The 15,175-nt window shown below is 62.8% G+C and carries 12 protein-coding genes and 2 tRNA genes; 7 read left to right on the top strand and 7 right to left on the bottom strand.

The window, feature by feature from the left end:
- Nucleotides 1-10 precede the first annotated feature (10 nt).
- From AC4D2Q_RS01625 to AC4D2Q_RS01615, 3 genes are all read right to left on the bottom strand, one after another.
- A complete protein-coding gene (locus tag AC4D2Q_RS01625; protein WP_490944479.1) occupies nucleotides 11-637 on the bottom strand; it encodes a hypothetical protein in 627 nt (208 codons plus the stop codon).
- A gap of 536 nt (nucleotides 638-1,173) precedes the next feature.
- Nucleotides 1,174-1,404, bottom strand: a complete 231-nt coding sequence (locus AC4D2Q_RS01620; protein WP_490944477.1) for a hypothetical protein — start codon at nucleotides 1,402-1,404, stop codon at nucleotides 1,174-1,176.
- 276 nt (nucleotides 1,405-1,680) lie between these two features.
- The gene (locus AC4D2Q_RS01615; RefSeq protein ID WP_490944475.1) at nucleotides 1,681-3,039 is read right to left on the bottom strand and encodes a hypothetical protein; all 1,359 of its coding nucleotides are present in this window, start codon (nucleotides 3,037-3,039) and stop codon (nucleotides 1,681-1,683) included.
- A 697-nt stretch (nucleotides 3,040-3,736) separates the two neighbouring features.
- On the opposite strand from AC4D2Q_RS01615, the gene AC4D2Q_RS01610 reads away from it, so the two are divergent.
- Nucleotides 3,737-4,291: a hypothetical protein gene (locus tag AC4D2Q_RS01610; protein ID WP_490944474.1), complete on the top strand. Its 555-nt coding sequence runs from the start codon at nucleotides 3,737-3,739 to the stop codon at nucleotides 4,289-4,291.
- Nucleotides 4,292-4,356: 65 nt separating this feature from the next.
- Here AC4D2Q_RS01610 and AC4D2Q_RS01605 read toward each other — a convergent pair.
- The 3 genes from AC4D2Q_RS01605 to AC4D2Q_RS01595 form a co-directional block, all read right to left on the bottom strand.
- Nucleotides 4,357-4,430, bottom strand: a tRNA-Gly gene (locus AC4D2Q_RS01605).
- Nucleotides 4,431-4,463: 33 nt separating this feature from the next.
- Nucleotides 4,464-4,530, bottom strand: a tRNA-OTHER gene (locus AC4D2Q_RS01600).
- Nucleotides 4,531-5,057: 527 nt separating this feature from the next.
- Nucleotides 5,058-5,702, bottom strand: a complete 645-nt coding sequence (locus AC4D2Q_RS01595; protein WP_490944472.1) for an NAD(P)-dependent oxidoreductase — start codon at nucleotides 5,700-5,702, stop codon at nucleotides 5,058-5,060.
- 187 nt (nucleotides 5,703-5,889) lie between these two features.
- Between AC4D2Q_RS01595 and AC4D2Q_RS01590 the strand changes: the two genes are divergently transcribed.
- Nucleotides 5,890-6,447 (top strand): dihydrofolate reductase family protein, encoded by a 558-nt coding sequence (locus tag AC4D2Q_RS01590; RefSeq protein ID WP_490944470.1) that lies wholly within the window; start codon nucleotides 5,890-5,892, stop codon nucleotides 6,445-6,447.
- A 51-nt stretch (nucleotides 6,448-6,498) separates the two neighbouring features.
- The gene (locus tag AC4D2Q_RS01585; RefSeq protein ID WP_490944468.1) at nucleotides 6,499-7,221 is read left to right on the top strand and encodes a hypothetical protein; all 723 of its coding nucleotides are present in this window, start codon (nucleotides 6,499-6,501) and stop codon (nucleotides 7,219-7,221) included.
- Nucleotides 7,222-7,305: 84 nt separating this feature from the next.
- Here AC4D2Q_RS01585 and AC4D2Q_RS01580 read toward each other — a convergent pair whose 3' ends face one another.
- Nucleotides 7,306-7,872, bottom strand: coding sequence for a TetR/AcrR family transcriptional regulator (locus tag AC4D2Q_RS01580; RefSeq protein ID WP_490944467.1), 567 nt, complete (start codon nucleotides 7,870-7,872; stop codon nucleotides 7,306-7,308).
- Nucleotides 7,873-7,967: 95 nt separating this feature from the next.
- Here AC4D2Q_RS01580 and AC4D2Q_RS01575 point away from each other — a divergent pair, with 95 nt between their 5' ends.
- The 4 genes from AC4D2Q_RS01575 to AC4D2Q_RS01560 all read left to right on the top strand — a co-directional run bounded on the left by AC4D2Q_RS01575 (nucleotide 7,968) and on the right by AC4D2Q_RS01560 (nucleotide 15,170).
- The gene (locus AC4D2Q_RS01575; protein ID WP_490944465.1) at nucleotides 7,968-8,981 is read left to right on the top strand and encodes a hypothetical protein; all 1,014 of its coding nucleotides are present in this window, start codon (nucleotides 7,968-7,970) and stop codon (nucleotides 8,979-8,981) included.
- A gap of 512 nt (nucleotides 8,982-9,493) precedes the next feature.
- On the top strand, nucleotides 9,494-10,867 hold the full coding sequence (locus AC4D2Q_RS01570) for a hypothetical protein (RefSeq protein ID WP_490944463.1): 1,374 nt from the start codon (nucleotides 9,494-9,496) through the stop codon (nucleotides 10,865-10,867).
- Between the two features lie 211 nt (nucleotides 10,868-11,078).
- The gene (locus AC4D2Q_RS01565; RefSeq protein ID WP_490944461.1) at nucleotides 11,079-12,011 is read left to right on the top strand and encodes a GNAT family N-acetyltransferase; all 933 of its coding nucleotides are present in this window, start codon (nucleotides 11,079-11,081) and stop codon (nucleotides 12,009-12,011) included.
- A gap of 114 nt (nucleotides 12,012-12,125) precedes the next feature.
- On the top strand, nucleotides 12,126-15,170 hold the full coding sequence (locus AC4D2Q_RS01560; protein WP_490944459.1) for a DEAD/DEAH box helicase: 3,045 nt from the start codon (nucleotides 12,126-12,128) through the stop codon (nucleotides 15,168-15,170).
- Nucleotides 15,171-15,175 lie beyond the last annotated feature (5 nt).

Here is a 15,175-nt window from a genome sequence, read left to right as displayed (position 1 = left end):
CTGCGGGCATCTACCCTGCAAACTCAAAGGTGATGGTGACCTCGGGATCGACGGTTGCGATAATCGCGGAGTAGACCGCCTTCGCCTGGTCTTTCAATGCTGCTTCATGTTTGCTGATGTACGTCTGTTTGTTCTCGTCGCTGAGAATGTTGTTGATCATGCGGGTTTGAACGGCTGGCGGTGTCAGCCAGCTAAGCGCGTTGTGGCTCTCGAGGGGGTCCTCGAACACGGGATCGTCAAAGCCGATGCCGATGAATTCAGGGATAGTCACGTGAAACGACCCTGCGCCGGTGGGTTCGATCTTCACCTGTGACCCGTCGATGCCTAATTTTGCGTCGAACTTGTACTGGATCAGCGTCGTTTTCTCGCTCTCGGGTATGGCCATGCCGAAAATCTCGCCATTGCTTTCTTGTCTCTCGACACCCTCGATGTAAAGGCTCAGCAAGGCGACCTCTTGCATTTGCGTGACGGACTGAACCACCTGAGAATCGCGTTCGCTCGAACTGCTGGTGAATAGCGAACCGAGAGCGAGAGAGTTGAGTCCACCGAAAACGAAAGCGGCGCCCATTCCCGCGAGAACGAAGAAGTTGATCAGTAGGAAAGGCCAAAGCAGAACCCGTTTTTTAATAAAGTGCATTACGATTCAGTCTCCAGTTTTGTTCGACGTCGAAACGCTTTCGATATTCCGCGGTGTTGAATGGTCACAACAGATCGCGGCGTCAAGTCCCCTCGAACCATATACGCAATTAGAAGTTGGCCGATTATGACGCGCCTTCCGACCTAGATATGCGGCTGCGAGCCGATGCGGACGTGTCGGGTGCCTTGAATCCGAAGGTGGGCGGTTCCCTTGCCTCGCATTGCTCGTACGTGTCCAATGGCCGGCCGCTCTGGGCGGCAGCAGCGGGGGTTCCGACTGGTGGTCGCTCAGGATGCTGCCGTTCCGAACTTGCTGGTCCGCGTCTCGGAGCGCGCACGACTATGGACGCAGGATGGTTGGTCCCGGGCGCCGGGCTCGACTGGCAGCTTCCAGAGGTAATTCAGCGACGGCGACGGTGGAATTTAGGTTTGCGCTCTAACTTCTGAAGGCGCGGTGTGGGCGACCCCTACCTCGCCACCCCGACATTGAGGTCCGCGGACCGGCCCCCGGACATCCCACCGACGTGCTCATCCAGCTCAGATGCCCATGTCGTCGTGGACACCGACGGTGGCGAACATGACCTTTCCGTCTGTGCCGCGCCAGAAGTGCAGCCGGCGGGCCGATGCGGTGGCGACCTGCAGGGCAACCCGCCAGGCGGTGCCATACTCTGCGTGCTCGATGAAGCCGGTGCCGGTCTTGGGTCCGCCGCGGAGCCGGTGCATGTCGCGGCCGGCGGAGGTGTCGGCGATGCCGGTGAGGACCTCCACAGCGACCGCGACAATTTTGGACCGGTCGACGCCCTGAATCCGGTCGACACTCTGTAGGAATTTTCCCGTGAAGCCGTAGTCCGCCAGAGGGGTTTCGTCCTTGGACGCGGCCGGGATGCGGGTCGCCCATTCAAGGTAGACATCGTGGCGGAACTGTTCGGCGGGGTCGGCGAACAGCGGGCCGGTGTCTGCGCCCGCCGAGATTTCCCGGGAGAGCTGACGGGCACGGGCAGCACGGGTCTGCTCGGTACGGACACTTTCTCGCAGGCGTTCGTTCTAATGGGCCAAGGCGGTGTTCTCAGCAGCCAGGGTGTCCGCATCACCGAGCGCCCGGGTAAGGTCCCTGACGAGTTCAATCCGCTCCCGTGTCAACAGGGCAACCTGCCGCTGGGCCTGGTCCAGGGCGGCTCCGCCGGGTCCGGGTGAGGGCACCGGGCCAGCCGACTTTTGATTTGAGGCCGTCAGACGCAACGCGGTGGCCTCGGCTTCAAGGCGGCGGTTGGATTCGTCGAGATCGTGAAGTGTCGTCCGGATCAATTCCAGGGCGGAGGCGACGTCGGTGTGCGCAGCAGCGGGAGGCACCGATGAAGGCGGCGTCTCACCGTCGTCGGCCGCGGCTGGCGCGTTGTCTTGAGTTGGGGCACGTTCTTCCCCTTCTGGACCCGGTTTCGGTTCCGCAGACTCAATTGACTCAGCGATCTCCACAGGCTGCGCGGCCCGAGGGCTCCAGGTGATCCAGGGTTCGGCGCCGACGCAGAACGGCAGGGCCGGTGTGATTGACTCCGGTTCGGGGTCCTCCGCGGTGGAGAACTTCCAGCCCTTGCCATCGGCGCGGCCGGAAAGCTCAACGGGGACGGCAATGACACTGCCCGGCTCCCGTGGGGAGGCGTGGCGGACGACGAGACCGGGGAACAGTGCGATGCGTTTCTCGTTCAGGACCAGGGCCGGGTGGATGATGCCGGCGGGGGCGTGGGCGGCGGCTTCGGCGACGGTGTGGATGCCGGAGGTGATGGTGAGCAGCCCGTCCCGGACGGTGCCGGTCAGCTTCTGGCCGAGTGTGAACAGGCGCTCCGGCTCTATTCCGGGCGCCAGAGTGGCGGTGTCGATGCGGGCCATGCCGTCAGCCAGTTTCACCAGTACCCCGTCCGGGGGCAGCAGCATGGAGACCTCGCACCCAACAACTTGGGTCACAGTCGAGCGGGCCGGGCTGCTTGAAGTCGTGACGGGGGGCGCGTAGGGGTCCATCTTGTCGACGTCGCGGGCGAGGAGATCGACAGCGTCGCGAGCTTCAGTATCCGAGTAGGCCAGCCGGAGGACGGAAATCCTCTGGTTGCTGTGCCATGCGTTCCCGGTCGGGTAGGAGCGGGCGGCGCCGCCGTAGACGGATGTCTCCTCAGGCATGGCCTCATCGAAGGGGTAAGCCACCGCGGGTGTGGCCAGGAGGCAGACCGTGGCCTTGTTTCCGAGACGCCTGGCGACGGCGGCCGGATCAATCCGGGGCCCGTCCTTGGTGGAGGAGATCACCACGACCGGGTGGTCCCGCTCCGGGTGGCAAAGGAATGCTGCGAGGTCGAGGGCGTCACTGGGCGTATCGACCGTCGAGTAGGTGACGGCTGTCTCAGGTGCGGTGGTCAACGGGTCCTTCAACGGTGGGTATTCAGCCACCATGTGCGGACGACGGAAGCCACCTCCCCAAGGCGGTCATTAGTACTGATGCAACGACAGCATAGCGGGAATGGTCAGCTGGCTATTTCGAGGCTCGGTTGTAGGCGTCCAACGGCACGCTGCTCGGGTTCAAAGCGATGATATGAAGCAACAGGGAGATTTTGGGGCTATCAGCCTCGTTGATCAGTTCGATAGATATCTAATCAGCGCTCAACGGCTGCCCGCCGCGCTTTAGACCGGACCGACGCAGACAACACTTTTGGAGAGCGCAGGCGGCCACTGTATTCAATTGTTTGGATTGAATACTGAACAAGACAAGCATTCCGACACTCCTTCCTCGGAGGGAACGGCACTGTCTTTGGCCAGGATTCCTAGAATGGCTGTTCCGAATGAGCGCATATCGTTGGTCGCGCACTTCTAAGCCGTGCTCAAGCTCGAGTGGCAGCGTGCGAAAAGGGAGTCGGGACTGGTTCCGTGGGGGGGGAGGTTGGAGGGCCGGCCTCAGCGTGAGATGGCAGAGCCGAGGAGCCGCGAGGAATGTGTACGGACGGCCGAGCAACTCTCACCGCCCGTTGGATAGCACCGGCTTTTCCATTTTTCCATGGTCTGCGACACCCCATGGCGATAAAATTAACAGCAGAGGAAGAGAGGAGGAGCAGACAGAATCATGAGGTTTGACGGCGTGAAATCAGCGTTGTCCCGACTCACCCGCAAGCAGAAGATCGCGTCCGGTGTTGCCGCCCTCATCCTTTTTGGAGGCATCGCCGGCGCCGTCGGCGGAGAGAATCCGGAACCGGCCCCGAAGCCCGAGGTGACTGTCACCCAGGAGGCCACCAAGTCCCCCGACCAGTCTCAGCAGGATGCTAAAACGGCGGCCCCGGAAAAGGAACCGCTGGAAGTCATTGAGCCTGTCCCGGCAGAGATTACGGACGGCATGCTGGCCAGTGCTCCTAACGTATATCGCGGCGGCAACGCAGCCGCCGTGCAGGACCCCGAGACCGGTCTCTACGTGATCGCTATCGAAGCGTGGGTTGACGGTGACCCCCAGGTAATCCGTATGGGGCGTGAATCCCTGGAGCCCGGACCCTCGCGGCAGTGGACGCTGGACAGGAACGCGGAGGAGGCTTTGCCCCGGGTCCCGAAGGCCATGGACAGCTCCGAGGGCCGCACCCTTATTCTGAGCGACGCGTTCGAGACGGCTTACAACGCTGCCATCGACTGAGGCAGGTCCACCAACCGCTACGACCGAGCCACGAACACCCAAGGGTACAGGCACGAAAGAACCAGAGCGGGAGACGGGATTTGAACTCACGACAACCTGGATGGAAGCCAGGAGCTCTGGCCAGCTGAGCTACTCCCGCGTGATGGCCGCCGGCGAACCGGCGACCTCGAGTTTGGTTCGGGGATTGAACCCGCGGCCTGGTCCTTACACCAAGGACGCGCTCTGCCACTGAGCTAACCGGGCTGAAACACCCTGGGGTGTGCGCCTGCCGGGGCAGGAGTTCGAGCGGAAACGGGGATTGAACCCGCGCCGCTGCCTTGAAGCGCAGTGTCCTAGGCGGCTAGACAATGGGCTTGCCATCGGTCGGCAGTGCAGCGATTGTCTCAAGACTTCCAGTTCGCACGCTCTGCTTCGGGTGCGCCGGCGAGCTGCTTCCTTACCCGCCAAGAAACGGCTATAGCTGTTCGTGCCCCGCGAGACATAATGGCGGTGCAGAGTCTCGACGCCCCCCGCGAGCGGCGGAGCTGTAACAGGTGTCCAACGCAGATCAAGCGCCGATGGCTGTACGGGCGCGTTCTCATCCATAGGTGTTCTATGACGTTATTCAGCTACGGAACGTGGTGGAGTTCCGCTTCAACGTTTAGGCGACGCTAAAAACAGCCGGCAGCCCCTTTCCTCCAGCCGAGGAAAGGGGCTGCTTCTGTATGGTGTCGTTCTTCTGCCGTTCTTCCGGTCCCGTGCTGTGCTTCCCGTCTGAGGTCTTGGGTCAGTGCCCGACGGTGAACCGCTGGCGCGGATGCGCGCGCTTCTCGATCTCGTCGACGAAGGCCAGCGCATAGTCGGTACCCGAGATTTCCGAGGATCCGTCGTCCTTGGATACCAGGACGTCGCCGCCGGTCCGGTAGGCGCCGGTGGTCTCGCCGGGAACGAAGGAACCGAAGAGGGCGGCCGGGCTCACATAGAACCAGTCGAGATCCTCGGGGGCCTGCCGCAGTGCCTCGAGAACCTCCGCGTGTGCCAGGGCCTCAGGCTTCCAGTCGTCGTGGAAGTCCGGGGTGTCGACCAGGCGCGGGCCGTTCTCAGCTACCAGCGACGAACCGGCACCGCCCACGAAGGAGAGGCGCACGCCGTTGGTGCGCGCGGCGTCGATCAGCCGGGGCACAAGGGTGGTGAGCGGGGCGCCGTCGACGTCGGCTCCGTGCACGGCCACGACAAGGTCGTCAGCGTTCTCCACGGCTGCCGCGAGTACCTCCGGCGAGGCCAGTGAACCGGTGCGGTATTGAACTCCGTCCAGCGGCTGGTCCGGGGCATTGCGGGAGTAGGAGATGACCTGGTGCCCGCGGGAAACCGCTTCGCGGGCGATGTTTCCGCCGGCGTATCCGGTTCCGCCGAAGATGACTACTCGTGACATGTCTGTTCTCTCCTCGCAGTTACTCGCCGGCCGTTGCCGGCGAAGGGGGAACTCCCGGTGTAAGCAGCGTATTCCCGGTCCGGAGATTGGGGGAGGAATGTATGCCCATCCGCGGTGGTCGGGATTCCTTTGGAAGCTGCGTCGGCGGAGCATTGCGCGTGGACCGGGGGCGACCGAGAATCGCACTATGGGCCAGCTCACTTTCAGTTTCAATGTCACGTTGGACGGCTGCATCGACCACAGGGAGGGGATTGCCGACGACGAGACGCATGCCCACTACACGGGGCTTCTGGACGAGAGCGGGGCAATGCTCTGGGGTCGAACCACATACGAGCTGATGGAAAGCTACTGGCCCCTGGTCGCCCGCGGGGACGTCGAAGCGCCGACGGCGATGCGCGACTGGGCGCTCAAGTTGGAGGCCAAACCCAAGTACGTCGTGTCCGCGACACGCAGCGATTTCCCATGGAACAACAGCCACCGAATCGAGGGCGACCTGCGCACCGCAGTGCAGGAACTCAAAGACCGGACTCCCGACGGCGTTCTCCTCGGCAGCGGCAGGCTCGCCGCAGCGCTGGACCGGCTGGACGCGATTGATGAGTACAGATTCCTCGTCCACCCGATGATCACGGGGCATGGGCCAACCCTGTATCAGGACCTTCTGCCCGGCACGCGCCGCCTGGAGCTAATCTCTGCCGAACCGATGCGCAACGGTGCGATCTCCGTGCACTACCGGCGGGCAGACTAACACGGCTCGGGCTATTTGACGTTTGTCGCCGGGCCGGGCAAGGATCAGGGGATGGGGGAAACAACCGGCACCGGCACCATGAGCCTTTACTCGTTCCACCTCGCCGCCCTGCCGCCGCTCACCGCCGTCGGCGCCATGCTGCGGCCACTGAGAGCGCCCGGCCTGGTTCACGCCGAAGTGTTCGCCGGAATGGCGCTGGGTGCGCCGATCGTTTCCCCTCGCCGGATGCAGCTAAAGCGCACGGCGGTTTTCGCGCAGTGGGAGGACGAGCAGGCGCTGTCGTCCTTTCTTTCCAGCGATCCCTTGGGACGCAAACTGGACCAGGGCTGGCACGTCCGGCTGCGGTACCTGCGCCGCTGGGGCGAGGTTTCCGAGTTCAGCGGGCTGCCGGAAACGGCGGAGCCCTCGAGGCCGGATGAGCCGGTCGTCGCCGTGACACTTGCCCGGCTCCGCCTTCCGGAACTGCCGCGGTTCATCCAGTGGGGCCGCCCGGTGGAGAGCCAGATTCGGGACCACCCCGAAGCAACACTGGCCCTGGCAGGGCTCCGGCTCCCTCGGACAGTCTCAACGTTCTCCATCTGGACCAGTACCCGCGCGATGACCGGGATGGTGTCCGGCCGCGACGACGGGGAAGCCGCCCGCCGCCACGCGAAGGCAATGGTTGAACGCGAACGCCGGGACTTCCACCACGAATTCACCACGCTGCGCTTTCGACCGTTGTCAGAGCATGGTTCCTGGGAAGGCCGGTCTCAGTACGTTCCCTGGCGCGAATAGGGGAGCGGCTACCCGGGGGCGGCGTCACCCTTGCCGCCACCGATTATGGACGCATTGGCCCGCTGCGTCTCCTGCTCCACGGCCCTACGCGGCACGGCTCCACAGCAGGTAAGCCTGAGCCAGCTGCGCCTGGGCATCCGGGGCAGCATTGCGGATGGCAGCGACCTGCGGGCGCGTGATCGTCGCAACCGCAACAATAACCTCCAGCGCCGTAAGCGACTGCCGGACCGCCCCATTTGCCTTCAGGCCAGCCAGCACCTCATCCAACGCCTCTACGGCAGGGCGTTGCACCTGCGCCAGGGGAGTTGCTTCCAGATCGGAGGCGCTGCCTGCCTGCAAGGCGAGACCGTCGGTCAGCGCACCCAGTTCCATCGACATCAACTGCGACAAAAGCCGTTCCCAGGATGCGGCAGCATCTGTCCCAAGTCCCGCCTGAGCTTCGCGGGCGGCGTCAAGGATGCCCTCGACGGTGTCCTGGACGACGGCCCTGACCAGATCATCGCGGGACGGGAAATTGCGGTAGAGGGTGGCTATACCCACGCCGCTCGCCGCTGCCACGGCCTCCAGCGCAACATCCCCGCCCCGCTGGGCAAAGATGTGCCTCGCATGGCTAATGATCGCTTCTCTCCGACGTGCGGCGTCAGCCCTCATTCCGGCTCCCTTCAAGTTGACTTCCAGTCTAAACCGGAGGAATATCATCCGTTAGTTGCGGAGGAAATTCCTCCAGATAGGAACTTTGAAGGACCATGACAGCTCAAGCGCCGGCATCCGGCTCCCATCGCAAGCACGCAGCCATTTGGGCGGGCCTGACCGTCGGACTCTCGGTCATCCTGCTTGCCCTGCTGATGCTTTTCATCTCACCCTCCCTCCATTCCGGGCCGCGGGACCTGGGCCTGGGCGTAGTCGGATCGCAGGAGAAAGCCGAGGCGGTCTCGGAAACCCTGGAGTCGCAGTCACCGGGCGCCTTCGCCGTCCACGCCTATGGAAGTGCCGACGCGCTGGAGCAGGGAATCCGGGACCGGGAAATCGTCGGCGGCGTCGACTTCTCGGATCCCGAAGACATGCAAGTGTACGTGGCGAGCGCCGGCTCAACCGCAGTGTCCGGGACGGTCAGCAATGTCGGTGCCACGATGGCGGGCAGCATGGGGCAAACGGCTGAGATTGTGGATGTGGTTCCGCTTCCCTCCGGAGACCCGACGGGCGTGGGCATCGGCGGTCTGGCGTTCCCCCTGGTCTTCGGCGGCATTGTCCCTGCGGTAGCGTTCCGCTCCATGCTGTCCGGGAAACGCTGGTGGATCTTCGCCGGCCTCACCGGTTTTTCGGTCGCGGGCGGATTCGTGGTTGCTGCCGTGTTGAAGTACCTCTTCGGCAGCATCGAGGGGCCCCTGGTTCCAGTTGCCGCAAGCGTGGCCCTTGGCATCGCAGCGCTGGCCCTGCCCCTGGCCGGCCTCAACGAGTGCTTCGGCACCAAAGGATTCACCATTGCTGCCATGTCCATGATGTTTGTGGGCAATCCTTTCGCCGGAATCTCCACCAGCGCACAGTGGCTTCCCGCCGGGGTGGCCATGATCGGCCAGCTCCTGCCGCCCGGGGCTGCCGGCACCCTGGTCCGTTCCGTGGCGTACTTCGACGGCGTCGGCGGGGGTGCTGCGGCTCTGACCCTGAGCATCTGGGTGCTGGCGGGGATCGTGCTGTGGTTTAGCGGCCCGCGCATCGCGGCTGCCAAGGACCGGAAAAAGGCAGCACTCGCGACGGTCTGAGCTGTGCGGCCGCCCTGTGGAAAGCAGGCGCCCCATGTCTGGTGCTGGCGAAGCCGGTGGCCCGGAAGAGAGCGTCGGCGACACGAGGTTGTTCGAGTACGGAACATGGATTCCGCCTCAACGTCTAGTTCCGTCTTCTGAATCAGAAGGAATGCCGTCCTCTGCGAAAGCAGATAAGGGCGGCATTTCTTATAACAGAATCGAGGGCCGGCAGGTGATTAGCTCTCCGTGAACTTCATCCGGTGCAGGCCTAGACTTTGACGGGACGAATTCCCAGCTATTGCAACTCCTATCAATATCCGGTCCGGAACTGTGACCGGGGCGAAAACTGCGTGGTAGGGCCCGGCGTGTTTGCGACCCCGCGCCCTTGACGCTTGTCACGCTACTCTTGGCGCAAACGAGATGATTTGGCCAGATAGGGGGGGCGGGCTCCGAGAGTCCCGTCAAACCAAGGATGCCGATCACAGTAGCGGAAGCCAATCCGGATTACGACGAGCATAGATGGAGAAACGTTGGGTGCGTTGACTGAGGCATATGGGGACTTATCCGCCAGCGGGACTGCTTTCGCTCACTTGGGACTCCGCCAGGTTGCGGAGGACGAGATCGTTCAAGCCATCGAATCTGGCAGAGTGCTGAATTCAGGTGGTGATCCTGCCGCAGTCGAGGATATCCCGGCTGACGAAGACGTCACCGGCCGTTACTTGGATATTGAGGCCGACCCACCGTTGGCAACCGCCGTCCTGGATGGAGGCACGCTTCGGAAGGTGCTTCTTCGCTACGCGGGCCAGTCTCGCGGCGATGCAAGGTACGACCCCCGTGGATTGCGACTTGAGCAAGTGGTCATCACAGGAGACATGAACTGGTCATGGCTGGATCTGCCTTTCCCGATCGGATTCTGGGGTTGCGCATTTCATGAGTTCTTCATGAACCTGGACCATGCGCGCGTCCCCCGGCTCGTGTTTGACGGGTGCCTCTTCGGACCGCCGCGCTGGGGGAGCAGCGCATTCAATGCAACGGAGTCCAAATTCGACAGCGCGATTCGATTTCTTGATTGTGAGGGACTCAGCCAGCTCTTCCTGTTGGATTGTGAGCTGGGAACATTCGAACTTCGGGACCATCCGGGAGGTACCGAGGAGAAATTCCGCCTCGTCCTAACGGGGTCGACGATCAACCAGTTCATCGTCTTTGGAGACAACGATCCCAAGGAAACGATTCCAGCGAAGGACGGGCTCGACGGAATACGAATTCAGCGGTTGAAGGTGTGGGGATGGGATGACGCGCGCCATCGGACTGACGCGTGGAAGGCCAATTGGATTCAGGAGTGGCTCGCTGGAGGGGTCATCCCACACCCGTTGCGCAAACAGCGTGCGGCACGCGCGGCGCTCAATCCGCACCGCCGACAAGTCTGGTCTGAGTTCGCTGATGCGCTTGATCGCGACTATCTAGAAGAGCCGGCGATGGCGATTCGCATCGCTGCCGAGCGGCACCGAGACTCGAGCCAACGCTGGCTCACTCGCGTGGTTCGGTGGCTTACGCTCGACGTGACCGTGCGGTACTTCTATAGAAATGTCCGCGCCATTGGCTGGCTTGCGTTGATTTGGTTGGTCGTTGCGACCCTCGCCTGGTGCAACATTCAAGATCTGTACCGGGATGGTACCGGGTCTGCCCCCGGCGGCCCGCTCGAGGCCGGGACCAACGGGGTCCTGTGGGCAATCGCGTACGGCCTCGATATCGTCATTTCTCCGCTGCAACTCGGATTTGGTGCTGTTTGGCCGACCGCTCCGCTGCTCACAGTGGTATTTGCGGTCCTTAAATTGCTGGCGATCACATTGTTCGGTCTCTTCATCGTAGGGATATCGGGAGTGGTCCAGCGCCGTCGCAGCTGAGCGAAGCAAGCGCCGGCGGAGCCCTGGGAATTCACGTCAGCTGGCCCGCCGCGCGTGCTGAGTGCCGGGTACCTAATGCGTGTGTACCGACAGCTACGATCAGCTCGGCGATATGGACGCACCAATCGCCGGAACGGGGTGCGCTGTGGAGGACGGAACCAGGGGGCTGGAGGAGAGATACCCACGGTGGAGGGCGGCCAGGGACCGCGCGGTGCCCGACGACGTCGCCCGCCTGCTGGCGAGCGTGCCGGAGTGGTTCGGGCAGCCGGAGTCAAATACCGAGTACATCGAGGCCGCCCGAAGCAAGGAAACGTGGACCGTGCGCGACGACGCCGGCAGCGTCGTCGGAGTCACGCTGGTTGACCGGCACTTTCCCCACGCGGCCGAAATCCACCTCACGGTGGTGGACCGCGCAGTCCACGGCACCGGCGTCGGAACCGCGATGCTCGCCGCCGTCGAGGCAGATGCGATCGCGCGGGGCGTCCGTCTGCTGGAGGTCAAGACTCTCGGTCCGTCGCATCCGGACGCCGGGTACGCGCTGACCCGGCACTTCTACGAGAAGTGGGGCTTCCTTGCTCTGGAGGAAACGGACCTGTGGGGTGCTGGAACGCCCTGCCTGATTATGGTGAAGCCGCTGGTTTCGAAATCCTCGTCCGGCCACCCTCACCGGCGTACCGTGCAGAAGGCTGTCGGCTACGTTCTTCACGAGGAGCGCCTCCTGGTGTTCACACACAATCACGTATCGATGGAAATCACCGGCGTGCAGGTACCCGCGGGAACCATCGAGCCGGGAGAACCGCCGGCCGAAGCGGTGGTCCGTGAAGTGTACGAAGAGACCGGGCTGCGGACGCGCGTCGTCCAGGCGCTCGGTGTAGAGCAATACGACGTGTGGCCCTCGAAGCCCGAGGTTCATGAACGGCACTTCTTCCAGCTCGAGCTTCTCGATGAGACGTTCGAGGAGCGCTGGATTGCCGGAGAAGACCACCCGTCCGACGGCGGTGAACCTCAGTCATGGACGTGCTGGTGGATGCCCCTGCAGGACGCACACGTCCTGTGTGCCGGTTTTGGGGCGCGGCTGGGCGGGCTTGCGGAGACTACGCACTGTGCAGTGACGGATGGTTCCGGTAGCGTGACCGACCACTGACTGAGGCTGATGGGGGAGGAACCAGACATGGTGGACGCGGTTCAGGTGGCGAATTATTTTTCGAGGGTGCTCAGACGGGGACGGTTGGAGGAGATCACCTTGCAGGACTCCTCCGTGTACGTGCTAACAGGACGTGAGCAGCTTGCCACGGGAGCCTTGAGCGCGGAGGACACCGCAACACTGTTCTCCGATCCTGACAAGGAGAAGGCCGGACGCCGCGCTCCGCAGAACGCATCAGGCTCGCCGCGGCCCACCGAGGCTGAATCGAATGGAGCCACACCGATTTCCGTGGTGGTGTCCCTCGTTTCACTGAGCCAACTCACCAATAGCGGCCCGGCAGCTCACAGCGGTCTGCTGCTCCTAGCCGCAAACCTGTTTCCGGACGGACGGCTGGTGCCCGTGCTGGAGACGGCTTCCTCTCCATGGATACCGTCCGAACGTCTGGAATCACCCTTGGTCAGCGGCAAAAAGGTCATGGTCGGGTCGCTGAGCGATTTTTGGCAGTATGCACGGTCCGTGCTGGGTTCCGATGTCTCCCAGAACGAGTCCTTCGCTGACGCGATGAAGGTGGCGGACCGGTTGTTCGAGGAGGTCGCAAAGCAACCCATTGCGGACTACGCGTCCAGCCAGAAGATGCGCGGGGAAACGGTTGAGCATGAGCTGTGCTTTGTCCAGAAGACAGACCGGATCTACGCGGTGGCTGCCCTCCTGGACCTTTATGACTTTCTCGGCACGGCGAAGAAGATGCCAGCCCTGGTGGAGCGGATGACGGCCGGATGGTCAGGTGAAAGACCTCATCAGGTGGGGATCCACGACGGCGGCGGGCTGTACGGGGCTGCCCTCATGTCATGCGGATCAATGGGAGACCGAAACCCGTTGGCGGATTCGCAGCGACGCGCTGTGCATGCGTTCCTCAGTGGGGCGGGCAGTGAGGTCACTGCCGTCAGCGGTCCTCCCGGCACCGGCAAGACGACGATGCTGCAGGCGGTCGTAGCTAACCTCGTGACTCGCCGTGCCCTGGAAAAGGGATCTCCGCCTGTCATCGTGGGCACTTCCACCAACAACCAGGCGGTCACCAACATCATCTCCTCGTTCGCCTCGGTAGCGAAGGACGAGCCCGGCCCGCTGGAGTTCCGCTGGCTGCCGCAGGAGCGGAACGGGGAGGCATCCGCCGATGAAGCGCTGCGCTCGCTGGCGGTCTACTGTCCGTCAACAGGGAAGCTGGCCGAAGCCAGGACGAAGTTCCTGGTCGAACAAAAGGACAAGGGCCAGACGTATTCCGCGTACAGCAGCCAAGCCTACATAGCCGGGGCGAAGGACCGCTTTGCACTCAGCGCCCATGCCTTTTTCGGCAGCATCACCGATATTCCCCAGCTGCAGCAGTGGATTCACGACGCTCTGACGGAATTGGACGGGTACCGCGTCGAACTGGTGACCACCATGAGGTCGCAGGGGCGCTCTAACCGTTACGTCAGCCTTTGCGAAGAAGTGGAGGCGTCGCCGCATCTGCGGACCCTCGGTCGGGTGCGGGAGTTGAAGGAGTGCGATTCCCTGGAGCTGCTCGATCAGAAGCTCGATGTGACGCTCCGGTATGCCGAATTCTGGCTGGCCGTGCACTATTTCGAGGCCCAGTGGCTTCTCACCAAGGACTTCATCGAGCCCGAAGAACGGTTCAAACAAACCTCAGGCGTCATGGAGCGGTATTGGCGGCAGGCCGCTGCTCTGACACCGTGCTTCGTCATGACCGTCTATCAGGTGCCGAAGTACTTCAAGCTTTGGACAAAGCAAGGAGAACCCGCCCGCTTTGACACCGGGCGCATCGACCTGCTGATCGTAGACGAGGCCGGTCAGGTGGATACCGCGCTTGGCCTGCCGAATTTCGCGCTGGCCTCGCGTGCCCTGGTAGTCGGCGATGAGAAACAGTTGCCGCCCGTGTGGTCCATTGACGAGCAAACGGACTGTGAAGTGGCGCAGAGTGCCGGCATTTCTGCACCCGCATGGTCAGAGGATTTACAGAAGCGCGGCGTGACGTGTTCCGAGCATTCAAGCCTGATGCGGACGGCTGCCCATGCTTCAAGCTGGAGCTACGGAAAAGGATCTCCGGGGCTGTTCCTCGCGGAGCATTTCCGGTGCCACCCGGACATTATTGGATTCTGCAACACCCTTCTGTATGACGGGTTGCTCAAGGCGGAGCGTAATGCACAAGAATCCAAGCTCCATGGGGCGTCTCCCGCCTTCCTCTGGATTGACGTGCCGGGTTCGCATGATTCCCAGCAAGGGTCCAGCCGTACCAACCAGGCGGAGGCGGAAGCGGTCGCCGCCTGGATCGTGGAGAACTATGCACGCTTCCGGGATGTCTACTCCACCTCTGAACCGGATCCGAACAAGCGCGTTGCCGAGGATGCCCTGATCACGGTCGTGACGCCGTTTAGCGCCCAGGCCCGGTTGATCAGCCAGGAGCTGGAGAAGGCAGCGAAAGCGGCGGAGGCGTCAGCGGATCTGCCGGAACAGCTATGGACGAAGATTACGGTGGGCACGGCACACCGTCTCCAAGGTGCGGAGCGGCCAATCGTTCTCTTTTCCGCTGTGTACGGTGAGGGCAGTCCGGAGGCAGGCTTCATTGATGCGAATCCGGAATTGATGAACGTGGCAGTTTCACGTGCGAAGGACCTTCTTGTGGTTTTCGCGGCCGCGAACCGATGGGACAACGGCAAAGTCTTCAGCGTGATGTCCGCCTTCGCCCAGCGCTCAGTTTCAGTGCCCGCTCCCATTGAGGAGTTCGATACCGCAGTGGAGGGGGAGTGCAAGGCAACAGGCACCGAGGCACTCGAGGGTGAAGCGCCGTCGGAGTCCGCGCCCCTGGACGCTGAGCTTCCGCGGGCCGTGACGCTGACTACCGTTATCAGTTCATGGTCGAAAGCAGGCGAGCTTCGCCCGGAGGATGCCGGCATGAGTGCCATTGCCCTGAACAAGCGGCTCGGAGAGATAGGAGTTCTCGACGGAGAGCCGGGTGCATGGGAGCCGTCGAAGCTGGCCCGAACACTGGGCGCGGTGGTGGAACAGCGGGCCAACAGTGCAGGGGAGCAATACGACTCCATCATGTACACGCCACAGATTCAGGCGATACTGCTTAGCCTCTACCGCCTCGGAAAAATCTAACCAGG

The organism is Arthrobacter sp. TJ-178 (assembly GCF_058269275.1).
The sequence above is the reverse complement of the archived record's forward strand: the minus strand, read 5'-3'. Positions and strand labels throughout refer to the sequence as shown.